The 19811-nt window shown below is 69.2% G+C and carries 14 protein-coding genes; 9 read left to right on the top strand and 5 right to left on the bottom strand.

Going from position 1 to position 19811, the window contains the following annotated elements; translation table 11 throughout:
• The first annotated feature begins 50 nt into the window (after window positions 1-50).
• Entirely contained in the window at window positions 51-3854 is a 3804-nt protein-coding gene (locus Dac01nite_RS07360; protein ID WP_203655152.1) for an endo-1,4-beta-xylanase, read from the top strand.
• Window positions 3855-3896: 42 nt separating this feature from the next.
• Here the strand turns inward: Dac01nite_RS07360 and Dac01nite_RS07355 are convergent, their stop codons facing one another.
• Window positions 3897-5591: a DEDD exonuclease domain-containing protein gene (locus Dac01nite_RS07355; protein WP_203655150.1), complete on the bottom strand. Its 1695-nt coding sequence runs from the start codon at window positions 5589-5591 to the stop codon at window positions 3897-3899.
• 87 nt (window positions 5592-5678) lie between these two features.
• On the opposite strand from Dac01nite_RS07355, the gene Dac01nite_RS07350 reads away from it, so the two are divergent.
• Window positions 5679-5891 (top strand): hypothetical protein, encoded by a 213-nt coding sequence (locus Dac01nite_RS07350; RefSeq protein ID WP_203655148.1) that lies wholly within the window; start codon window positions 5679-5681, stop codon window positions 5889-5891.
• A 37-nt stretch (window positions 5892-5928) separates the two neighbouring features.
• On the opposite strand, the gene Dac01nite_RS07345 is transcribed toward Dac01nite_RS07350, so the two are convergent.
• Window positions 5929-7761 carry an AMP-dependent synthetase/ligase gene (locus tag Dac01nite_RS07345; protein ID WP_239066566.1) on the bottom strand — a complete coding sequence of 611 codons (1833 nt, stop codon included), beginning with the start codon at window positions 7759-7761 and terminating at the stop codon, window positions 5929-5931.
• 47 nt (window positions 7762-7808) lie between these two features.
• On the opposite strand from Dac01nite_RS07345, the gene Dac01nite_RS07340 reads away from it, so the two are divergent.
• The 4 genes from Dac01nite_RS07340 to Dac01nite_RS07325 are packed head-to-tail and all read left to right on the top strand — an operon-like array spanning window position 7809 to window position 12127.
• The gene (locus tag Dac01nite_RS07340) at window positions 7809-8774 is read left to right on the top strand and encodes an ROK family glucokinase (protein WP_203655146.1); all 966 of its coding nucleotides are present in this window, start codon (window positions 7809-7811) and stop codon (window positions 8772-8774) included.
• A 27-nt stretch (window positions 8775-8801) separates the two neighbouring features.
• Window positions 8802-9518: a lysophospholipid acyltransferase family protein gene (locus Dac01nite_RS07335; RefSeq protein ID WP_203655137.1), complete on the top strand. Its 717-nt coding sequence runs from the start codon at window positions 8802-8804 to the stop codon at window positions 9516-9518.
• A gap of 58 nt (window positions 9519-9576) precedes the next feature.
• Window positions 9577-10776, top strand: a complete 1200-nt coding sequence (locus Dac01nite_RS07330; protein ID WP_203655135.1) for a pyrophosphate--fructose-6-phosphate 1-phosphotransferase — start codon at window positions 9577-9579, stop codon at window positions 10774-10776.
• Window positions 10777-10780: 4 nt separating this feature from the next.
• Window positions 10781-12127 carry a class II 3-deoxy-7-phosphoheptulonate synthase gene (locus Dac01nite_RS07325; RefSeq protein WP_203655126.1) on the top strand — a complete coding sequence of 449 codons (1347 nt, stop codon included), beginning with the start codon at window positions 10781-10783 and terminating at the stop codon, window positions 12125-12127.
• A 69-nt stretch (window positions 12128-12196) separates the two neighbouring features.
• Here Dac01nite_RS07325 and pknB read toward each other — a convergent pair whose 3' ends face one another.
• Together pknB and Dac01nite_RS12195 are read right to left on the bottom strand one after the other, a co-directional pair.
• Window positions 12197-14155 carry a Stk1 family PASTA domain-containing Ser/Thr kinase gene (gene pknB / locus Dac01nite_RS07320; RefSeq protein WP_203655124.1) on the bottom strand — a complete coding sequence of 653 codons (1959 nt, stop codon included), beginning with the start codon at window positions 14153-14155 and terminating at the stop codon, window positions 12197-12199.
• A gap of 63 nt (window positions 14156-14218) precedes the next feature.
• Window positions 14219-15610 carry a LysM peptidoglycan-binding domain-containing protein gene (locus Dac01nite_RS12195; RefSeq protein ID WP_203655122.1) on the bottom strand — a complete coding sequence of 464 codons (1392 nt, stop codon included), beginning with the start codon at window positions 15608-15610 and terminating at the stop codon, window positions 14219-14221.
• A gap of 108 nt (window positions 15611-15718) precedes the next feature.
• Between Dac01nite_RS12195 and Dac01nite_RS07310 the strand changes: the two genes are divergently transcribed.
• Window positions 15719-16069 carry an Rv2175c family DNA-binding protein gene (locus Dac01nite_RS07310; RefSeq protein ID WP_203655120.1) on the top strand — a complete coding sequence of 117 codons (351 nt, stop codon included), beginning with the start codon at window positions 15719-15721 and terminating at the stop codon, window positions 16067-16069.
• A gap of 4 nt (window positions 16070-16073) precedes the next feature.
• Here the strand turns inward: Dac01nite_RS07310 and Dac01nite_RS07305 are convergent, their stop codons facing one another.
• Window positions 16074-17150, bottom strand: a complete 1077-nt coding sequence (locus Dac01nite_RS07305) for a polyprenyl synthetase family protein (protein ID WP_203655118.1) — start codon at window positions 17148-17150, stop codon at window positions 16074-16076.
• A gap of 108 nt (window positions 17151-17258) precedes the next feature.
• On the opposite strand from Dac01nite_RS07305, the gene Dac01nite_RS07300 reads away from it, so the two are divergent.
• Window positions 17259-18296 (top strand): DUF4192 family protein, encoded by a 1038-nt coding sequence (locus Dac01nite_RS07300; protein WP_203655116.1) that lies wholly within the window; start codon window positions 17259-17261, stop codon window positions 18294-18296.
• A gap of 72 nt (window positions 18297-18368) precedes the next feature.
• Window positions 18369-19787, top strand: coding sequence for an RNA polymerase sigma factor (locus Dac01nite_RS07295; RefSeq protein WP_373307240.1), 1419 nt, complete (start codon window positions 18369-18371; stop codon window positions 19785-19787).
• Window positions 19788-19811 lie beyond the last annotated feature (24 nt).

Raw genomic sequence — 19811 nt, 5'->3', positions numbered from 1 at the left:
CCATCACCACCGAGACCGAGTGCGGCGATGGTGGGGGCGACGATGGCATCGTGATCCCCGACGGGTTCGTGCCCGGTGGGGCCGCAGCCCCCACGGCCTCGCAGGTGGCGTCGGCTCAGGCACCCGATGCCGAGGGCGTCAACTACGCCGCCCTCACCTTCGACGATGGCCCGAATCCGCCCGACACGAACGAGCTGCTGGACTTCCTGCTCGCCAACGACGTCAAGGCCACGTTCTGCGTGATCGGCGACAACATTCAGAGCGCTGCACAGATCGCCACCCTCAACCGCATCGTGGATGAGGGACACCAGCTGTGCAACCACACGACTGGTTGGGACTCCGTCGACTCCTGGACTGACCAGGAGATCGCGGACGACCTGATCGAGAACCTCCAGATCATCCGCGACGCCGTGGGCGACCCGAACCTGAAGGTGCCGTTCTACCGCGCACCCAACGGCGCCTGGGGCAACAGCGGTGCGGTCGCGGCCGAGCTCGGCATGCAGCCGCTCGGCCTGGGCAACCTCATCAACGACTGGGAGACCCAGGACGAGGCCCTTCTGACGCAGCGCCTCGAGGAGATCCTCGTGCCCGCCAACTCCGGCGAGATCGTCCTCGTGCACGATGGCGGCGGCGATCGGAGCGGCTCGGTCGCGGCGGTGAAGACCGTCGTCGCCGACCGGCTCGCCAACGGATGGACGTTCACGTTCCCGGAGGGCACGCCCTCTGCGGCAGGCACCGTCGCGTTCAGCACCGACTTCGAGAACGGTGGTCTGGACGGATGGGAGCTGCGTGACAGCGGCTGGAGCGAGGAGGACGAAGGCGCGCCGCTGCCCGGCACGCCCAGCGTCGAGCTCACCGAGGCCCAGTCCTTCAGCCCCACGCACTCGGCCGTGGTGCAGGACCGCAACTCCCAGGGCGACGGCATCCGCTACGAGGTGACGGACGCACTGGACGCCGGCACCCAGTACGAGGTGACCGCGTCGTTCCGCTTCGCGGACGGCGAGGAGCCCGGCGACATCTGGATGTCGCTGCAGAACGGCCCGTCGACGTTCAACACGCTGGGTCAGTTCTCCGGCATGTCGAACAGCGAGTGGGTGACCATCACCGGCTCCTTCACCATGCCGGCGGTGGCCGAGGGCAACCAGGCCTGGATCTACTTCGAGACTGCCTACGACGGCGGTGCGAAGGGGAACACCTCCACGTTCTATGTGGATGACATCTCCGCGGTGGTCCCGGAGCCTCCGGTGATCCAGGAGCTGACTCCGATCAAGGACACGGTCCCGTTCCCGATGGGCGTCGCGATCGACTCTCGTGAGACGGTGGGCGCGCCGGCGGACCTCCTGCTCCGGCACTTCAACCAGATCTCGGCAGAGAACTTCATGAAGCCCGAGGCCTGGTACGACGGCGACGGCAACTTCGCGCCGAACGCAGGGGAGATCGACTCGTTGATGGACTTCGCTGTCGAGAACGACCTGCGCATGTACGGACACGTGCTCGTGTGGCACAGCCAGACGCCGGCGTTCTTCTTCCAGGACGAGTCCGGAGCGCCTCTGACCAACTCGCCCGAGGACCAGGCGATCCTGCGGTCGAGGATGGAGACGCACATCAACAATGTGGCCGAGTACCTGAGCCAGTGGGGCGAGTACGGGGGCGACAACCCGCTCGTCGCATGGGACGTGGTGAACGAGGTCATCGATGACTCGGCGGCGTACTCGGACGGTATGCGCCGATCCGAGTGGTACCGCATCCTCGGGGAGACGTTCGTGGACGATGCGTTCGAGTTCGCCGAGGCTGCGTTCAACGGGACCTACGCCGCGGACGGCGTGGACCGCCCGGTCACGCTGTTCATCAACGACTACAACACCGAGCAGGCCGGCAAGCGCGGCCGCTACCTCGGACTGATCGAGCGCCTCATCAACCGGGGCGCCCCGATCGACGGCATCGGCCACCAGTTCCACCTCAACCTGTCGCTTCCGGTCGAGAACCTCGAGCAGGCGATCGTGGATGCGAAGGCTCTGGGCCTGATTCAGGCGGTGACGGAGTTCGACGTGACCACCGGCGTGCCGGAGTCGGAGGCGAAGTTCATCGACCAGGGCTACTACTACCGGGACGCCTTCGAGATCTTCCGCACCTACGCGGACGACATCTACAGCGCCACCGTGTGGGGTCTGATCGACTCTCGCTCATGGCGGGATGACAACGGCGGACCGCTCGTGTTCGACGATGCCTTCCAGGCCAAGCCCGCCTACTACGGCATCGTGAACGGCGAGGGCGGCAGCGAGCCGTTGCCACCGCGCCTGAGGACAGCCAACGTGTTCGCCGGGTCCGTCGAGATCGACGCCGACGCGACGGATTCCGAGGTCTGGGACCGCCTTCCTCTGCTCGACATCGAGGGCCACGGCGACTTCCAGTTCCGCTGGGCCCCCGACCACATGACGGTCCACGTCACCGTGGAGGACGCGACGGAGGAGTCCGCTGACGGCCTCGAGTTCACGGTCGGTGCCACGGACTACACCTTCGGCAGGGACGGCTCCGGCGACGTGACCGGCACGGTCTCGGAGACCGCCTCGGGCTACGACGCCGTGGTCCACCTGCCGCTGTCCGGCGCAGCCGAGGGCGACACCGTCGAGTTCGACGCCCGGGTGGTCGACGGTGGCGACACCTACGGCTGGAACACGCCCGGCGTGACCGGCACGCTCACGCTGGTCGAGGAGCTCTCGTACACCGAGATCCCCGAGACCGCAGACGCACCCGCGATCGACGGCACCAAGGAGTCGCTGTGGGATGACGCTGACGTCATCACCACGGACAAGGAGGTGACCGGCTCCGGCGGCGCGATCGGCACGTTCCACTCGCTGTGGAAGGACAACACGCTGTACCTGTATGCCGAGATCGCCGACGACGTCGTGGACGTCACGGGCTCCGACCCGTGGACCCAGGACTCCGTGGAGATCTACGTCGACGGAGGCAACTTCAAGAACGGCGCATACCGGTACGACGACACGCAGATTCGCATCAATGCGGAGAACGTGGTGTCGTTCGGCACCGGCGACGAGGGCTTCCAGGCCAACCGCGTCGAGTCCGCCACGTCGCTGATCGACGGCGGCTGGGCGGTCGAGGTGGCGATCTCGCTGCTCGAGTACGGTGGCGAGGGCACCTTCCACGGCCTGGACGTCCAGGTCAACGATGCGACCGCTGGGGCGCGCGACACGATCCGCAACTGGGCGGACCCGACGGGTGCTGGCTACCAGTCCACCGCCCGCTGGGGCGTGGCCCAGCTGGTGGCAGCGGACGTCACCGATCCTGGCGACGGCGGGGGCAACCCCGGTGGCGGCAACAACGGCGGCGGGAACAATGGTGGCGGGAACAATGGTGGCGGGAACAATGGTGGGGGCAACCCCGGCGGCGGACCCGGCAACGGCAACGGTGGTCCTCCGTTCCTCAGCGAGGACGGGGTGCTGGAGCTGCCGAACGGCAACATCGTGGTCCCCGGCTCCGCACGACGGGGCGAGACCATCGATGTGAACGTCGGGCGCCAGCTCGCCGGCACCCAGACCCAGGCGGTGCTGTACTCGGAGCCCACGCTGATCGGCACCGACGTGGTGTCCGCCAACGGAGGCATCCGCGTGACCATCCCCATGGACACGGAGCTGCGTACGCACACCCTGGCGATCTACGACGCTCAGGGGAACGTGCTCGGCTGGGCGACCATCGAGATCCTGGCGGCGGACGGCTCGCTCGCTGCGACGGGAGCCGACGGCTTCCTCGCACCGGCTCTGCTCGCGATGCTGCTGATGCTGGCAGGCAGCGCTCTGGCGCTGCGGCAGCGGCGGGAACAGGTCAAGGGGGCCTGACGGGACCCGACCCTCGGGCGGCGCGACGCAACCGCCCGAGGGTCACCGTCTCCCTGCGCTAGTGGCGTCGTCGCGATCCGAGCGTCGCGCGTCCACCCACCGTGCGTGCTGGGCGGCGCCGTGCACGGGGGAGGACCACTGCCCGTCGACGTACAGCAGCCTCGTCCCAGGTCGCTCCAGCCAGCGAAGCACCAGTTCCTGCTCCTCGACCAGCACGGTCTCGTCCCACTCGAGGGATGCTGCCTGCGCTCGCAGGCGGTCGGCCGCAGCCCATACCCCGGACGAGACCCGCGCGCTGCCTGACAGCCTGCCCCGTGCGCACGCCGCGAGCTCCCACCCGTCCTCGAGTGGCCTCACCGCGACGATCGTGCATGCCTGCAGAGACCTGAGGCGTGTCTGTCGAGCCGCGGCGTCGATCAGTGAGCTCAGCCCGTCACGCACCTCTCTCGCCTTCTCGTAGTTCAGCCGCTCAGCGTGCTCAGCGACCGCCGCGCTCAGGGTCGCGACCACGGGGGAGAGGTCACCGTCCAGCACCGCTTGCGTGGCGCTTGCCGTGGCCTCGTACTCGGACTCGGCACCGCGGACACACGGAGCCGAGCACCCGCCCGTCTCCTTGAGGATGCATGCGCGAGCGTTGGTGCGTGGCGTGATGGGCAGTCGAGTGGTGCACGTGCGGACTCCGAGCGCGTCCTGCAGGGTCTCGATCGCCTCACGGGCCGCACCCGCCGAGCGCAGTGGGCCCAGCCACGCCGCCGAGCCCTCGGCGCTGCGGGAGACTGCCAGTCGTGGGTAGCGCTCATCCGTGAGCTTGACCCACGCGGTCTTCTCGGGCCGCGTCGAACGTCGGTTGTAGCGGGGCCGGAGCTGAGCGATGAGCCGAACCTCGAGCACATTCGCCTCGAGCTCGCTCGCGCACACCGTGGTGTCGACGCTCACCGCGAGCTCGAGCATCTCCCGGATGCCCCGCCGGGTCTCGCCGCGGGTGAAGTACGACTTGACGCGCGAACGCAGGTTGCGCGAGGTGCCGACGTACAGCGCCTCGCCGCGGGGGCCGCGGAACACGTAGACGCCCGGCTTGGCGGGCACGCGGTCTGCCATGGTGGCCTTGCGTCTCAGCGTCCCCGGAACGGGGTTGCGCAGCGCGTCCAGATCCTCGCGGTGCGTGATGCCGAAGGCCGCGAGCCGCTCCAGCATGCCGTGGAGGACCTCGGACGTCGCACGGGCGTCCTCGAGCGCACGATGGTTGGGGGTGACGCGCGTGCCGAAGACTCGCGCGAGGGTCGAGAGCTTGCGGTTGGGGGCCTCCTCCTTGGTGACGGCGCGTCGCGCGATCAGCACCGTGTCGACCACCTCGACCCGTGGCCATGCGTACCCTTCGGCCTGGCATGCCGCCTTGAGGAAGCCGACATCGAAGCGAGCGTTGTGCGCCACCAGAACCGCGTCGCCCAGGAACTCGAGGAAGGCGGGGAGGACGGCGCCGATCCTCGGCGCGGTCGTCACCATCGCCTGGGTGATGCCGGTGAGGGCGACGATCATGGGAGGGATCGCCATGCCGGGATCGACGAGCGTCTGGAACTCGCCGACGACCTCGCCGCCACGGGTCTTCACTGCGCCGATCTCGGTGATCGCGCAGTCGCGTGGGGAGGCTCCCGTAGTCTCGAGGTCCACCACCACGAAGGTGGTGGAGGACAGCGGCTCGCCGATGTCCGTGAGGCTCGCCTGCACAGCAGTGGTCATGAGCACGACGGTACGCCGCGGGTGTGACACGCGGGGACGGAAGCGGCTCTCGAGGCGATGTCAGACCCCCTGCGTAGCGTCCTGCCCATGATCATCGATTGCGATTCATGCGAGGTTCGCGGCAAGGCGTGCGGTGACTGCGTCGTGTCGTTCCTGACCATTCCCGTGCGGGTACCGGCGCCCGTGGCGACGGTGCGCGATGTGCCGATGGACGCGGACCAGGCCGCGGCCGTCGATGCGCTCGTGCAGGGCGGCCTCGTGCCGCCGTTGCGCCTCGTGCGCGGCGCACGCGCCGGCTGACGGGGTCGCGCAGGCGGCTCGGGCCGCTGCCCTCCGCTCAGCCGTGCGAGTGCTTGGCGGTGTAGATGCCGTCGATCACGTCCGCGTACTGCTCGAGCACGCGTGCACGCTTGACCTTGAGCGACGGTGTGAGCATGCCGTTGTCGATGGTGAGATCGTCCGCAAGGATGCGGAAGGTGCGAATCGACTCGGCACGCGACACCGTGGCATTCGCGCGATCGATCGCCTTCTGCACGCGGGCGAGGATGCGTTCGTCCTTGCCGGCCTCCGCGACGCTCATGGGCTCGAAGCCCTTGCTCTTGAGCCAGCCAGGCAGCGCCTCGGGATCCAGGGTGATGAGCGCGGCGATGAACGGCTGGGCGTCACCCACGACCACGCACTGGCTGACCAGGGCGTAGGAGCGGATCTTGTCCTCGAGCTCGGCGGGCGCGACGTTCTTGCCCCCGGCGGTGACGATCAGCTCCTTCTTGCGACCCGTGATGGTGAGGTAGCCGTCCTCGTCCTGCGAGCCGATGTCGCCGGAGTGGAACCAACCGTCCTTGATCGCCTCCGCCGTCGCCTCGGGGTTGTGGTGGTAGCTCTCGAACAGCTGCTCGCCGCGCATGAGCACCTCGCCGTCCTCCGCGATCGACACCTCGATGCCGGGGAGCGGCGGACCCACGGTGCCGATCTTCGCCAGCTCGGGGCGATTGACATGCGAGGCGGCATTGGTCTCGGTGAGACCGTATCCCTCCAGGACCGTGAGTCCCAGCCCCCGGTAGAAGTGGCCGAGTCGATCGCCCAGCGGGGCGGACCCCGAGATCGCCCACTCGGCGCGACCGCCCAGCACCTCGCGGATCTTCGACAGCACCAGGCGGTCGGCGATCGCGTGGCGCGCCTTGAGCGCGATCCCAGGACCACGGTCGGTGTCGAGTGCCTTCGAGAAGTCGATGGCCTGCTTGGCGGCCCAGCGGAAGATCTTGACCTTGCCGCCTGCCTCTGCCTTCTGCTCGGCGGAGTTGTAGACCTTCTCGAAGACGCGGGGCACTGCCAGCACCAGCGTGGGGTGCATCGACTGCATCGCAGGAACCAGCTTGCTCGGGTCAGGGCAGAAGCCGATCACCATGCCGGAGGCAACCAGCGCGATCTCGACGAGGCGGGCGAGCGAATGCGCCAACGTCAGGAACAGCACGGTGGAGGCGCCCTCCTGGAACAGCACGGGGCCCATCGACTCCTGGATGCCCGCGATGTGCCGCACGTAGGAGAAGTGCGTGAGGCGCACGCCCTTGGGCCGCCCGGTGGTGCCGGACGTGTACATGATGGTCGCGAGGGAGTCATGGCTCAGCGTCGAGATGCGGTGCTCGAGGACGTCGTCGCCCACGTCGGCGCCCTTGGCGGCGAGGTCGTCGACCGCGCCATCGTCGATCACCAGCACCGTCTCGAGAGGACTCTCGGAGTCCGCGGCAGCCGAGCGGGCCCGTGAGGCATGCTCCGCAGTCTCCGCAATCAGGAGGCGGACGTCCGCGTCAGACGTGATCCAGTCGATCTGCGCCTCCGAGGAGGTGTCGTACACCGGTACGGGAACCGCGCCGGCGGACATGATCGCGAAGTCGAGGACCGTCCACTCGTAGCGCGTGCGCGACAGGATGCCCACGCGGTCACCAGCGTTGACGCCGTTCGCGATCAGACCCTTCGCCACGGCGTTGACGCGGGCCTGTGCCTGGGCTCCGGTGACGTCGACCCACTCGTCGTTCGCGTCGGGATACCGCATCACGACCTTGTCGGCATGCGTGGTCCAGGCTGCGCTGACGAGCGCGATGATGCTGGAGGGATAGTCAGTAGCCGGCGTTCCCATGGTGTCTCCGTTGGCATTCGAGAAGGTGACGCTCACGATACCCTCTTGGGTGAACCACCACAGACCCAGGGAGAGCGCACCTCATGCACGCGATCGGCGTAGACATCGGCGGTACCAAGATCGCCGTGGGCGTCGTCGATTCCGAGGGTGTCATCGTGGAGAAGACGCGGCGGGAGACGCGCCCCGAGGATGCGGCCTCGATCGACGACGCGATCGCCGATGCGGTGCGCGAGCTGGGGGAGCGCCACGAGTTCCACCACGTGGGCGTGGCCGCCGCGGGGTTCGTGTCGGCCGACCGCCGTCGAGTCCTGTTCGCCCCCAACATCGCGTGGCGCGAGTACCCGCTCGCGGACAAAGTGGAGGCGCTCATCGACCGCGACGACGTCAACGTGGTCGTGGAGAACGACGCCAACGCCGCGGGATGGGGCGAGTACCGCTTCGGCGCGGGTCGCGATGTCCAGGCGATGATCATGCTGACCATCGGCACGGGCCTGGGAGCCGCCATCATCTCCGACGGCCAGCTGGTGCGAGGCGCCTATGGATTCGCTGCGGAGCTGGGACACGTGCGTGTCCAGCCCGGCGGCCACCCCTGTGGCTGCGGCCACCGCGGGTGCTGGGAGCAGTACGCGTCCGGCTCGGCGCTGGTGCGCGAGGCTCGCCGCGCAGCGCGAGAACGGCCCGTGCGTGCGGCGGGGCTGCTGCGCTTGGCGGGCGGCGATGTCGCCGCCATCTCCGGTCCGGACGTGACGCGTGCGGCGGCGGACGGCGATGAGCTCGGCATCGAGCTCCTGGGTGAGCTCGGCGCGTGGATCGGCACGGGGAGCGCTTCGCTCGCTGCCGTCCTCGATCCCGAGATGTTCGTCGTCGGCGGCGGCGTGATCGCGGCCGGCGATCTGATGCTCGAGCCTGCGCGCGAGGCCTACCGCGAGGCGCTGCCGGCGCTCGGACACCGTCCTGTGGCACCGATCGTCGCAGCCGCCATGGGCAACGATGCGGGCATCGTCGGCGCAGCCGCGCTGGCGCGAGAGGTCCCGCACGCGGGCGAGTGACGACGGGAATCGGAGAAGCGACCACGGATGAGCGCCTACTACAAGCTCTTCAAGCACGTGCTGATCGGGCCGCCGCTCAAGGGCTACTACCGGCCGTGGGCTGAGGGCGTCGAGCACGTCCCCGAGTCGGGCGGCGCGATCCTCGCCTCCAACCACCTCGCCGTGTCGGACTCGTTCTTCCTCCCGCTCGTCCTCAAGCGCAAGGTCGTGTTCCTGGGAAAGTCCGAGTACTTCACCGGAAAGGGAGTCAAGGGCTATGCGACCCGAGCGTTCATGGAGGGCGTGGGCACCATCCCCGTCCATCGCGGCGGCGGGCGGGCGTCCGAGGCGGCGCTGCGGACCGGTCTCCAGGTGCTGCAGTCAGGCGAGCTGCTGGGCATCTATCCCGAAGGGACGCGCAGCCCTGACGGACGGTTGTACCGCGGCAAGACCGGCCTGGCACGCATGGCCATCGAGGCTGGCGTGCCCATCATCCCTGTCGCCATGATCGGCACGGACGTCGCTCAGCCGCTCGGCCAGAAGGTGCCCAGCCGCACGGACATCGGGGTCCGCATCGGGCCGGCGGTCCGTCTCGACGCGTACGCGGGACGTCAGGACGACCGCGACGCGCTGCGCGAGGTCACCGACAGCGTCATGGTGGCCATTCGTGAGCTGTCAGGTCAGGAGTACGTGGACCGTGATGCCGCGCAGTACAAGCGCGAGCTCGAGCGCGACGGAAAGCTCCCTCGCAGCCCTCAGTCCTGACCTCGTCCCGTCCCCCTAGAATGGGCGGGTCGTCTCCCCCCACCACGAAAGGTTCACCATGTCGGTCCGTCGTGTCGCTCTGCTCACCGCAGGCGGTTTCGCTCCGTGCCTGTCCTCCGCCGTCGGCGGTCTCATCGGTCGCTACACCGAGATCGCGCCGGAGGTCGAGATCATCGCCTACCAGCACGGCTACTGGGGACTGCTGCAGGGCAAGTACGTGACGGTGACGGACGAGGTGCGCGAGAAGGCCGGCATCCTCCACGACTTCGGCGGGTCGCCCATCGGCAACTCGCGCGTGAAGCTCACCAACGCCGAGGACTGCGTCAAGCGTGGACTGGTGCAGGAGGGCGAGAACCCGCTCGAGGTCGCCGCGAACCAGCTCAAGGCTGACGGCGTGGACGTGCTGCACACCATCGGCGGCGACGACACCAACACGACGGCCGCGGACCTCGCCGCGTACCTCAAGGACAACGGCTACGACCTCACCGTCGTCGGGCTGCCCAAGACCATCGACAACGACGTGGTGCCCATCAAGCAGTCGCTGGGAGCGTGGAGCGCTGCGGAGCAGGCGAGCGTGTTCGCCCAGAACGTCATCGGCGAGCACCGCTCCGGTCCGCGCATGCTCATCGTGCACGAGGTGATGGGGCGGGCGTGCGGCTGGTTGACCGCCGCATCCGCCCTCAAGTACCGCCAGTGGCTGGACACCCTCGAGTTCGTGCCGGAGATCGGGCTCTCGCGAGAGCGCTGGGAGCTCCACGGCCTCTACGTCCCCGAGCAGTCGATCGACCTCGATGCCGAGGCGACCCGCCTGCGCACCGTGATGGACGAGGTGGGCAACGTCAACATCTTCCTGTCGGAGGGCGCGGGCGTGCCGGAGATCGTCAAGGAGATCGAGGAGTCCGGCGGCGAGGTCGCGCGCGACCCGTTCGGCCACGTGCGCCTCGACGAGATCAACCCTGGCCAGTGGTTCGCCAAGCAGTTCGCCGAGCGCATCGGCGCGGAGAAGGTGATGGTCCAGAAGTCGGGCTACTTCTCCCGCTCGGCACGCGCGAACGCGCAGGACCTGCGGCTCATCAAGTCGATGACGGACTACGCGGTCGAGTGCGCGTTCCGCGGCGAGGCCGGCGTGATCGGCCACGACGAGGAGGACGGCGACCGCCTCAAGTCCATCGCGTTCCCGCGCATCGCGGGCCACAAGGCGTTCGACACCAGCACGCCCTGGTACACCCGCACGCTGAGCGAGATCGGTCAGGCGTGATCGCATGAGTGAGGCAGCCCTCGAGGCGGCCGGCGTCGATTCGTACCGCGAGCGCGTGGCGAAGCAGCAGCCGGCATGGCCCGATCCGCAGGCGCTGGCGACCGTGGTCGAGCGCCTCAACAACGTGCCCCCGCTGGTGTTCGCCGGCGAGGCCGACGTGCTCCGCGAGCACCTCGCGGCCGCTGGTCGAGGCGAGGCGTTCGTGCTGCAGGGCGGCGACTGTGCCGAGATCTTCGCGGAGGCGACCGCAGATCGCATCCGCAACAAGATCAAGACCATCCTGCAGATGTCCGTGATCCTCACGTACGGCGCGTCGACGCCCGTCATCAAGATCGGTCGCATGGCGGGGCAGTACGCGAAGCCGCGTTCCTCGGACACCGAGACGAGGGACGGGGTGACGCTGCCGGCCTACCGTGGCGACATCGTCAACTCATCGGCCTTCACCGAGGAGTCCCGGATCCCCAACCCGGAGCGCATGCTCGACGCGTACCACGTCTCCGCGTCGACGCTCAATCTGATCCGGGCCTTCACCCATGGCGGCTTCGCCGACCTGCGGCGGGTGCACGCATGGAACAAGGGCTTCGCCGCCAACCCTGCGTACGCCAAGTACGAGCAGACCGCGGCGGAGATCGACCGCGCGGTGCGCTTCATGGGCGCCGCCGGGGGAGACTTCGACGCCCTGAAGACCGTGGATCTCTTCGCGAGCCACGAGGCGCTGCTCCTGGACTACGAGCGGGCGCTGACGCGCATCGACTCGCGCACCGGCCGGGCGTACGACTGCTCGGCGCACTTCGTGTGGATCGGGGAGCGCACTCGCGAGATCGACGGCGCGCACGTGGAGTTCATGTCGAAGATCCACAACCCCATCGGGGTGAAGCTCGGTCCGACGGCGACCGGTGCGGACGCGATCGCGCTGGCGCACAAGCTCAACCCGGACAACGAGCCGGGCCGTCTCACGTTCGTGGTGCGCATGGGTGCCGACAAGGTGCGGGACAACCTCCCGCCCTTGGTCGAGGCGGTGCGAGACGCCGGAGTGGTGGTGACGTGGCTGTCGGACCCGATGCACGGCAACACGTTCACGTCGGAGTCGGGATACAAGACGCGTCGCTTCGACACCATCCTGGACGAGGTCACGGGCTTCTTCGAGGTGCATCGCGCGGCGGGCACCATCCCCGGCGGCCTGCTGGTCGAGCTCACGGGTGACGATGTCACCGAGGTGATGGGTGGCACCGAGCAGATCGACGACGAGGGCCTTGCCCGGCGCTACGAGACCAAGGTCGACCCGCGCCTCAACCACCAGCAGTCTCTCGAGCTCGCGTTCCTGCTCTCGGAGCTGCTCAGCCAGCAGTAGCAGTCCACGGACGACGAGAGGGCCGATGCGCGGGCGAACCGCGCATCGGCCCTCCGTTCGTCGTGGGGGTCAGTACTCGAGGTAGACCTGGCTGCCCTGCTCGACCTCCGAGTTGGGAGCCGGATCCATGTTGAACACGACCGTGGAGAAGTTCCAGGGGTTGTCGTCGCCCGTGACGGTCAGGCCCAGCCCTTCGAGCGTGGCCTTGGCCTCGTCGAAGAACATCCCGCGCACATCCTCGACCGTGACCAGTGGCAGGCCCTCCGACACGGTGATGGTGACGTCCTGCGTGCGCAGACCTTCGGACCCGCCGGCAGGGTCCTGCGCGAACACCTCTCCCGTCGCGACGTCCTCCGTGCGCCCGTACTCGACGGTGGGCTCGATCGCGAACTGCGCGAGCGCGGCGATCGCCTCCTGTTCGGTCATCCCGGTCAGGTCCGGGATCTCGATGGGCTCAGGGCCGTCAGAGACCTCGAGCGTGACCTCCAGGTCGTGACGCACGGTCTCGCCCACGCCTGGCGTGACGCCCATGACCTCGCCCGCGGGGACCGTGTCGGAGTAGGTGAGGGTGGAATCGCCCACCGGGAAGCCGGTCTCGCCCACGGCGCCGAGAGCCTCGATCGCCTCTGCCTCGGTCATCCCGATCACGTCGGGGATCGTCTCCTGTCGCGCGCCGCGCGAGACGATCAGGGTGATCTCACTGCCGTCAGGGGCGCGCGTCTGCTCGCCGGGATCCGTCCCGATCGCGGTCCCCGCGGCGACGGTGTCGTCGTACTGCCGCTCGATTTCGACCACGAAGTCGAGACCCTCGAGGGTCGCACGAGCACCGTCCTCGGCCACTCCCGCGACGGATGGGACCGTGGTGAACGCACCCGGTCCCACGGAGTTGTACCACCAGAAGCCCAGCGAGCCGAGCACGAGCAGCGTCGCGAGCGCCGCGCCCAGCCACCAGCCGGCCCGGTGAGACGGCTGCTCCGGCTCGATCGCCTCCGGGTCGTCATCCATCAGCTCGGCATCGAGGACGTCGACCGCGACGGCCGTGCCACCCAGCCCGATGGGAAGCGCCACCGTCGAGCCCGAGGGCGCGTCGTCGAGCACGGTCGTGGCACCGTCGTCGTGCACCAGGGCAGTGGCACCGCTGGGCGGGTCCGCACGGCGGTCCAGGGTGGGGTCGTCGATCATCGCGCGGGTCTGACGCACGAGTGCCAGCGCCGCCGCCGCATCGTCCGGCCTGGACGCGGCCTCGCGAGCCGCCATGGTCGCCACGAGCGCGTCGAACTCCGCGGGCAGCCACGGCACGGTCGCCGAGGGGGGCGGGACGTCCTCGTGCACGTGTCGAGACGCCACGCCCAGGGCGGTCTGAGCGGTGAAGGGCTGGCGTCCGGTGACCATCTCGAAGAGAAGGATGCCGCACGAGTACACGTCGGTGCGCGCGTCGGCCTCGCCGTCGGAGACGAGCTCGGGAGCGAGATACGCGACGGTGCCCAGCAGCATCCCCGTGGTGGTGCTGGTGACCTCGGTCACCGCACGGGCAAGGCCGAAGTCCGCGAGCTTGGGCTGGTCGGTCTCGTCGAGCAGGACGTTCTCGGGCTTGACGTCGCGATGCACCAGGCCCTTGCGATGGGCGGCGGCGAGCGCGTCCAGCACGCTCTCGGTCACGGTGAGCGCCTCGCCTACCGTCAGCGTGCCCTCGTGCGCCATGCGCTGGCGGAGGTTCTCGCCCTCCACGTACTCCATCGTGAGGTAGGACAGGGGACCGTCCACGCCCTGGTCGTAGACCCGCACCATGCCAGGGTGCGTCAGGCGAGCGGCCGCCTTCGCCTCCTTCTGGAAGCGGGTGACGAAGTCGGCCTCGCTCGCGTCGGCGGCGAGGTGCGGGTGCATGACCTTGAGCGCGACGTCGCGCTCAAGGCGCTGGTCGTGCGCCACGTAGACGGTCGCCATGCCGCCCGCTGCGACGCGCTCGCGCACCTCGTAGCGGCCGTCGATGAGACGGCCGATCAGCGGGTCGGTCATCGTGTCGGACACAAGGTGCATTCTATGCGCGGAGGGGACAGGAATCGACGGCTCTCATGCGGTGAGCCGCGCAGGTCAGCCGAACCGGGACATGAGCGCGAGCACGCTCGCCACGTACTGGCGCGTGTCGGCGTGCATGCCGTACTTCCGCACCCCCGCCTCGCCCTGGTAGTAGCCGGCGATCGCGGTCTCCAGTGCACGGCCGTCGCGCTGCAGGTGAGCCAGGAGCGCCACGCCTGCGGTGACGTTGTCCTGCGGATCGAGCAGGTCCAGCTCGCGGCCCACCAGCTCGGACACCCACTCGCCGGTGCTCGGGATCACCTGCATCGCGCCGATGGCGTTGGCGGGGGAGACGGCTCGCATGTTGAAGCCAGACTCCTGGTAGGCGATCGCCTGAGCCAGCGCGGGGTCGACTCCGTAGTGGCGCGCGGTCTCGATGATCATCGCCTGCATCTGGTCGCGGCTCGGAACATCCATGCCGTTGAGGGTCGCCTTGTTCTGGTTGGCTGCCCCCACCACCGGAGCGGCGTAGGTGCGGCCCAGGAAGCTGTCGCCCACCAGCCCGCTCGGGACCCCTCCGGGAATGGTCAGGGTCTGTCCAGCGCGGATCAGCGAGGCGTTCTTGAGTCCGTTCGCGGAGACGACGGTGGAGGCGGAGACGCCGAATCTCGCTGCGATGGCGCTCACGGTGTCGCCGGCGACGACCGTGTAGCTCTGGGTGGCGCCGGCGAACTGGTCGAGGTTGTCGCCTGTGGCGAGCGCGGAGGCGGCGCCGCCCGAGGTCGCGGTCGCGGAGCCCGCGGCGGAGGCGCCGGGAATCTCGAGCTTCTGGCCGACGCGGATCACCGCACGGGAGTCGAGGCCATTGGCGTTCGCGATCGCGGAGACGGACACACCGTAGCGTCGGGCGAGATCCCAGACCGTGTCGCCTGCGGCCACCGTGTGCGTACCCGTGCTCGATGCGGCACCCGGTGCCACCGAGTCGACGGTCGATGGAGCGGCACCGGGCACCTGCAGCCGCTGTCCCACACGGATCACAGCCGAGCTTCCGAGGTCGTTGGCGGACACGATCGCCGCGACAGTGGTGCCGTAGCGACGCGCGAGGTCCCAGACCGTGTCGCCTGTGGCCACGGTGTGCGTGCCGGAGGCCGAAGCGCCCGCTGGCGCGGAGCCGACGGCGGACGCGCCGCTGGGAATCGTGAGCGTCTGCCCGATGACGATCAGTGCACGGCTGTCGAGCCCGTTCGCACGGACGATCTCGCCGATCGACGAGTCGTAGCGCAGTGCCAGCGCGGACACCGTCTCGCCGGGCTGCACACGATGCTGCTCGTCGGCGGATGCCGGCAGCGCTCCCAGCGTGGTGATGGTGAGTGCGGCCGATGCCGCGAGCGCACTGGTGCGCAGGGCTCGGCTGGTGGCGGATGGACGTCCCACGGCGTGCTCCTCGCTGAGACTGATGTGTCTCATGTGACAAATGTGACTCATGTGACTGTAACTCTGGTCATCTGAGGGCGCAAGGGGCGCGAAGGCATCGACATGCGAACGCAGTCGCTCGGGTCTTTGTAGGCTGGGCGCGTGGACGAGACGACTGAGTGGCTGACGGTGCCGGACTTCGCGAGCGCACTGGGCGTGGAGGCGAGCGCGGTGCGTGAGCTGTTGCGCCAGCGCCAGCTGATCGCTCTGCGGCGCGGTCCGCGCGACACCTGGCAGCTCCCCGCTGGATTCATTCACGAGCACGAGGGTGCGCCGCGCGTGCTGCCCACTCTCGCGGGAACCATCACGGTGCTCGCCGATGCCGGGTTCCCCGACGACGAGATCCTCGAGTGGTTGCTCGCCGAGTCCGAGCCATTGGGCACCACCCCTCTCGAGGCCCTTCGTGAGGGGCGCCGCGCGCCGGTGAGGCGCGCCGCGCAGATGCTGCTCTAGCCACTCACGAGCTGCGCGCCACCGCGCGGTCGATGAGCGCGTTCAGATCCTCTGCCAGCTCGACGTCGAGCGCACTTCGCGCCAGTGCGTCCCGTGAGCGTGAGGCGCGCTCGGCGATCTCGCGCTCGCACCACTGCTCGGCGTCCGTCGCGGTCACCACGGCGATCGCGGCGGCGACCTCAGCATCCGTCGCGTCCCGATCGCCGAGCACCGCGCCGATGCGCGCACGACCCTCGTCGTCAGTCTCGGCCCACGCGCGCCACAGCACGAACGTCCGCTTGCCTTCGCGAACGTCGTCCCCCGCCGGCTTGCCGGTGACCTCGGGGGAACCGGTGAGGCCCAGCAGGTCGTCTCGGAGCTGGAAGGCGATGCCCAGGTCGACGCCGATGTCGCGCATGCGCGACACGGCAGCGGCGTCGGCTCCTGCCAGCGCGGCGCCCAGCGCGAGCGGGTACTCGCACGTGTACGACGCGGTCTTGGAGCGCATCACGGCGAGGATGTCCTCGCGCTGTGCAGGGATGGCCTCGAGCGGCTGCGCGGCCGCGCGCATGTCTGCGTACTGGCCCGCGGTGACGAGATCCGTCATGTCCGCGAACATCGTGGCCGCCAGCACCGATCGCTGCGGATCCAGCAGCAGCACCCCTCGCGTGAGCGCGCGCTGGCACGCCATGAGGGTGAGGTCGCCCGCGAGGATGCCGCCGGCTGCTCCGTACGCATGCGCGTCACCGAGCCACCCGGTGCGGCGGTGCAGGTCCGCGATGCGCCGATGCGCAGACGGTCGCCCACGCCGGGTGTCGGAGTCATCCAGGACATCGTCGTGGAGCAGCGCGGCAGTCTGGAAGAGCTCGAGCGCGGTAGCGACGTCGAGTGCCGCGTCTGCCTGCGGGTCGCCGCCATGCGCCGCGTGCGAGGCCAGCAGAAGCAGCGCTCGAAGGCGCTTGCCGCCGCGTGCGGCATCCAGCATCGGCGCAGTGATCTCCGCGAGCGCCGGTCCGGCGGTGGCGGCGACGGCGGACGACTCCTCGAGTGTGCGACGGATGCGCTCGTCGATCGCCTCGCGCCAGGTCTCCTGAGTGGTCACGGACCCACCCTAGGCGTTGCCATCCACAGCGCGATGCACGCGCTGAGTGTTCCACAGGGCGCTCCGGATCAGCTCGCCAGCGGACAGGCACGTGAGCAGGATCGCCGCATGACGACATCGCGAACAGTGCACGGCCCGGGCGAGCTCATCGCCTTGATTCCCGCGATGCTGGGCTTCCAGCCGCGAGAGTCCGTGGTGGTGGTCGCGCTGTCCGCGCGCGGAGCGATCGAGGTGACGCTGCGGGTGGACCGTGCCGACCTCGTGGCCCCTGACGTGGCCCACGAGGCGGGCGCCGCCGTCGCCGCGCAGCTGCGTCGCGTGACGGCATCGAGCGCGATCGTGGTGTCCTTCACTCAGTACGACGTGAGCCTCGGCTGCGACGCGGTGGACGCCGTCGCTGCGGCAGTTCGGCCCGTGGTCGACCGCGTGACCGCGTGGACCACGGACGGTCGCACCTTTCGGGCGCCCGGATGCGCGGACCCTCAGTGCTGTCCGCCCCACGGCACTCAGGTGCCCGCAGCGCCAGCGATCGAGGACGGCGAGGCGCTGCCGTCGCGCGTGGTCGCACGGCGAGCTCAGACGCGTGCAGCGGACGCACCAGAGCACGATCGCCGCCGTGCGGCCCGTGCCGGCGACCGCTGGTGGAGTCGTCGCGAACGGGAGCCGGCATCCTGGCGACGCGAGGCGCTCCGGTGCCTCGACCGCTCCATGGCGCCGGACGGCGAGGTCCTGGATCTGGGACGCGCGGCAGTGTGCCTGCGCGACGTGCGCGTGCGAGACGCGCTCATCATCCAGTGGCTCGGCGGCAGCGCCCGGGCGATCGGTGACGTGCTCGAGGGACGCAGCACGGCGGAGGTCTCGCAGGCTCTGGACGGCGCGCTCCGCGATGTGGATCGCCCGGCCCCGCGTCCCGGCGACGTGCGCCGAGCGCTGATGTGGTGCCGGCGCGTGAACGCCCTGGCGCGCAAGCGCGACCGTGCACCCATCCACGCGCTCGCCGCGGTTCTCCACTGGTATGACGGCGCACTCGACCAGGCATCGGTGGCGGCTCAGGAGGCTCTGACGTGCGACCATGGGTACTCGCTCGCGGGGCTCATCGCGGACGTATGCGCCGCAGGGCTCGAGCCAGCATGGATGCGCCGCTGAGCGGGAGGCCGCGGGTGAAGAGCCTCGGAACACTGGAACACGGCACGAGCGTTCGACGTTATACTTGAATGGATTTGCGCGAGGCCCAAGGAGCCTCTCACGCTCCCGACAGCAGCCGAGAGGTATCCCGTGCCACCCAGTTCCGCTGAGCGTCCCACCGGCGCGCGGCGGGCCGCGCAGCAATCCACGACCCGCTCGGGTGAGGCGCGCTCGCGCACCTCGTCCCGAGTAGACCGCCCCGCGTCCGTCGCCCCGACGGCAGAGCCGAAGGAGAAGGCCACGACTACCGCAGCCGCGTCCAGTTCCCGCAAGAGCCCCGTGAAGAAGAAGGCTCCCGCCGCCGCTGCTGCCGAGGAGGTCGAGGAGACCACGGCCGCAGCTCCCAAGCGCCCTGCTCGCGCCGCTGCGAAGAAGGCGGCTCCCAAGGCCGTCGCCAAGGATGCCGACTCGGATGCCGAGGAGCCCAAGGAGGCGAGCGCGGAGTCCGCTGATGACGCGGACGACGCGGACGACGAGAAGTCAGGCTTCGTCCTGCGGACGGGCGACGACGACGCCCCGGTCCAGCAGGTGATGACCGCTGGCGCCACCGCGGACCCGGTCAAGGACTACCTCAAGCAGATCGGAAAGGTCGCGCTGCTCAACGCTGAGCAGGAGGTCGATCTCGCCAAGCGCATCGAGGCGGGTCTGTTCGCGGAGGAGAAGCTCGCCTCGGGCGAGAAGATCAAGCCCGAGATGCGCCGCGAGCTCGAGTGGATCGCCAATGACGGGCGCCACGCCAAGAATCACCTCCTCGAGGCGAACCTGCGTCTGGTGGTGTCGCTGGCCAAGCGCTACACCGGCCGCGGCATGCTGTTCCTGGACCTCATCCAGGAGGGAAACCTGGGTCTCATCCGTGCGGTCGAGAAGTTCGACTACACGAAGGGCTACAAGTTCTCGACGTACGCGACGTGGTGGATCCGGCAGGCCATCACCCGCGCGATGGCCGACCAGGCGCGCACCATCCGCATCCCGGTGCACATGGTTGAGGTCATCAACAAGCTCGCCCGCGTGCAGCGCCAGATGCTCCAGGATCTGGGACGTGAGCCCACGCCCGAGGAGCTGGCAGCCGAGCTGGACATGACGCCCGAGAAGGTGGTCGAGGTCCAGAAGTACGGTCGCGAGCCCATCTCGCTCCACACTCCTCTGGGAGAGGACGGCGACAGCGAGTTCGGCGACCTGATCGAGGACTCCGAGGCAGTGGTCCCTGCGGATGCCGTGGGCTTCACGCTGCTGCAGGAGGAGCTGACCAAGGTCATGGACACCCTGAGCGAGCGCGAGGCGGGCGTGGTGGGCATGCGGTTCGGACTCACGGACGGCCAGCCCAAGACGCTCGACGAGATCGGTCGCGTCTTCGGAGTGACACGCGAGCGCATCCGTCAGATCGAGTCCAAGACCATGTCGAAGCTGCGGCACCCGTCGCGCTCGCAGGTGCTGCGCGACTATCTCGACTGACGCCCTGTCTCCAGATGCAAGGAG

The sequence above is a fragment of the Demequina activiva genome (assembly GCF_016862815.1).
Taxonomy (GTDB): Bacteria; Actinomycetota; Actinomycetes; order Actinomycetales; family Demequinaceae; genus Demequina; species Demequina activiva.
This window is presented reverse-complemented; position numbering and strand designations above follow the sequence as displayed.

Coding starts and splice junctions, on each gene's coding strand:
- Dac01nite_RS07355 (WP_203655150.1), bottom strand. CDS start 5,591: ATGACCACTGCTGTGCAGGCGAGCCTCACGGACATCGGCGAGCCGCTG.
- Dac01nite_RS07350 (WP_203655148.1), top strand. CDS start 5,679: ATGATCATCGATTGCGATTCATGCGAGGTTCGCGGCAAGGCGTGCGGT.
- Dac01nite_RS07340 (WP_203655146.1), top strand. CDS start 7,809: ATGCACGCGATCGGCGTAGACATCGGCGGTACCAAGATCGCCGTGGGC.
- Dac01nite_RS07335 (WP_203655137.1), top strand. CDS start 8,802: ATGAGCGCCTACTACAAGCTCTTCAAGCACGTGCTGATCGGGCCGCCG.
- Dac01nite_RS07330 (WP_203655135.1), top strand. CDS start 9,577: ATGTCGGTCCGTCGTGTCGCTCTGCTCACCGCAGGCGGTTTCGCTCCG.
- Dac01nite_RS07325 (WP_203655126.1), top strand. CDS start 10,781: ATGAGTGAGGCAGCCCTCGAGGCGGCCGGCGTCGATTCGTACCGCGAG.
- Dac01nite_RS12195 (WP_203655122.1), bottom strand. CDS start 15,610: ATGAGACACATCAGTCTCAGCGAGGAGCACGCCGTGGGACGTCCATCC.
- Dac01nite_RS07300 (WP_203655116.1), top strand. CDS start 17,259: ATGACGACATCGCGAACAGTGCACGGCCCGGGCGAGCTCATCGCCTTG.